Raw genomic sequence first — 2,536 nt, forward strand, 5'->3', positions numbered from 1 at the left:
GCGGCTTTATTATTTGAGTTTGAAAAGTCATGTAAATAAATTACTGGCATTTAAAGCTGATGTTGTATTCATAATCATCGTCACGGCTTAGCTTGGGCGACGCGGTACCAAAAATTGCGCCGACCACGTTGATGCCTTGCTCGATGACGCGACCCGTGCGCTCATCCATGACACCATTATAGGTGGTGCTGTCTTTGACGATGACGGGGGTGCGCATGCCGCATTGTTTTTTGGCGGCATTAAGTGCGTTTTCTTGGGCGATGAGTTTGGTTTTGCCAAGTCCTGTCGTCTCAAATGTCGCGTCTGCACGCGCAATGACCGGCGATGTGGTTTGGGTGCTGGCACAAGCACTTAATAATAAAGCTGCTGATGCGATAAGAGCTAATTTTTTCATGGGTTTTCCTTATGGGTAATAATGGAGTAATCTCAAATACCATGAGATTGGCTCGATTATACTTAATATTCATGGCAGACCTTGTAATAAATTTGTGAATAAGATTATCCAGCCTTAGCAATCATTGCGGTATTTATCAAAAAATGCACAGAATCCACACAACTCATTTATCAAAAAATTGTGTTATAATGCAGAATTTAAGTAAATTTTTATCATGAAAAACGAAATCACGCTCATAGATGCACCCCATGGCGTACTGGAAGTTGATGCGATTTGGCAGGAAGGTAACAGACAGCCTTCTGACATGCTTGCGCTTATTTGTCATCCCAACCCATTAGATGGCGGTACGATGAATAATAAAGTGGTAAGTACCATGTACAGGTTCTGCCGTGATGCGGGCATGGATGTGGTGCGTTTTAACTATCGTGGGGTGGGGCGCTCGACTGGCGTTTCAGAGTATGGCGGTGGCGAGTTTGTCGATGCGCAGACGGTGTTGGCTTGGGCATTGACGAAGACGCGGGCCAGACGATTGTGGATTGGCGGGTTTAGCTTTGGTGGCTTTGTGGCATGTCGCATGGCGGATCTGATTCATAAATCATCAGTATTTGATGATGTTAAGCTTGATAATCTAGCGTTGATCGCACCTTCCATCGTTCGTAACGATGCCAGTCAGCTGTCCATCGAAGCCAATAATACTTTTGTAATTTATGGCGATAAGGATGAGTTGGTTGCGCCTAGTCTGCTGCAGCAATTTGCCAACGAACGAGGATTTGATAGCACTGTGATGCCAGATGTTGGGCATCTTTTTCATGGTAAGCTTACTGATCTAAAGAATGCCTTAGCGGCACATACCAAGATTTAAGGATAATTATGACCATTCAGACTCCGTTAGAGCGTTATCGCGCGGCACTTACCACAGGGAATTTTAGTGAAGATCAGGTGCAACTACAGGCGATGACCTACCTTGATAATCTACATCACGAGATCGTGCGTGCAGATGGGAATAATAAGCAAGGATTTTTTGCCAGTCTGTTCAAATCAAAACCAACACCGCCAAAGGGTCTATACATGTGGGGCGGGGTTGGCCGTGGTAAGACGTGGATGATGGACATGTTCTATGAGAGCCTCCCCATCAAGCGTAAGATGCGCATGCATTTTCACCACTTTATGCAGCGCGTACAGTCCGAACTGGTCAAGCTACAAGGTCAATCTGACCCACTGCAAAAAGTCGCTGACATCATCCACGAAGAGGCGATCGTTATTTGTTTTGATGAGTTTTTTGTGTCGAATGTGTCTGATGCGATGATCTTGGGTGATCTATTTACCATGCTGTTCGAGCGTGGCATTACCCTAGTTGCGACATCGAACATTGAGCCAGCAGGTCTGTATAAGAACGGCATTCATCGCAATCGATTCTTACCAGCTATCGAGCAGGTCGAAAAAAACACCACCGTGATGAACATCGATATTGGCATCGATTACCGCTTACGCCTATTAAAACAAGCCAAGCTGTACACTTATCCTCTGTCAGACGATACCAAGGGCTGGTTGCCGGAGCGGTTTGATACTTTGGCGGCAGGGCAGACAGTGACAGATGCGCCAATCACCATCGCAGGTCGTGAGATTGCCATCATTAAGCGCACAGAGACCATGCTGCTTGCTGATTTTCGTGCCTTATGTATGCAGCCACGTTCGGCGGCGGATTTTATTGAGATCGCCAATGATTTTGATACGGTGATGGTCGATAATGTACCTGCATTGAACGATACTTTGATGGATCCTGTGCGCCGCTTTATTTACTTGGTTGATGAGTTCTATGACCGCCGTGTCAAGCTGCTGGTGCGTGCTGAACAGTCGATATTGGAGCTGTATCAAGGCGAGAAGCTTGCCTTTGAGATTGAGCGTACGCGTTCACGCCTGCTTGAGATGCAGTCTGAGGATTATCTTGCTGAAGAGCATCGCGTAGAAGGATAATAAGGATTGCCATGAATAACCAACACAACACCGTATTGACCACCATCCATCAGCGCCGCAGTATTGGTAAGCTTGTTCTGCCCGTACCAAGCGATGACGAGCTTGCCACCGCATTGCAGGCTGCTTTTGCTGCGCCTGATCATAAGCAGCTAAAGCCATGGAAGTTTA

General features: G+C 46.5%; 3 protein-coding genes. 2 read left to right on the forward strand and 1 reads right to left on the reverse strand.

All coding sequences use genetic code 11. The annotated features are described in order from the left end of the window. Nucleotides 1-40: 40 nt before the first annotated feature. Nucleotides 41-394, reverse strand: a complete 354-nt coding sequence (locus GY683_RS07520; protein ID WP_297288144.1) for a hypothetical protein — start codon at nt 392-394, stop codon at nt 41-43. Nucleotides 395-608: 214 nt separating this feature from the next. On the opposite strand from GY683_RS07520, the gene GY683_RS07525 reads away from it, so the two are divergent. Beyond that, complete coding sequence (locus tag GY683_RS07525) at nt 609-1,256, forward strand: alpha/beta fold hydrolase (RefSeq protein WP_297288145.1); 648 nt, start codon at nt 609-611, stop codon at nt 1,254-1,256. Nucleotides 1,257-1,264: 8 nt separating this feature from the next. Next, nucleotides 1,265-2,368 (forward strand): cell division protein ZapE, encoded by a 1,104-nt coding sequence (zapE, locus tag GY683_RS07530; protein ID WP_297288146.1) that lies wholly within the window; start codon nt 1,265-1,267, stop codon nt 2,366-2,368. Nucleotides 2,369-2,536 lie beyond the last annotated feature (168 nt).

The organism is Moraxella sp. (assembly GCF_024227015.1).
Lineage (GTDB): Bacteria > Pseudomonadota > Gammaproteobacteria > Pseudomonadales > Moraxellaceae > Moraxella.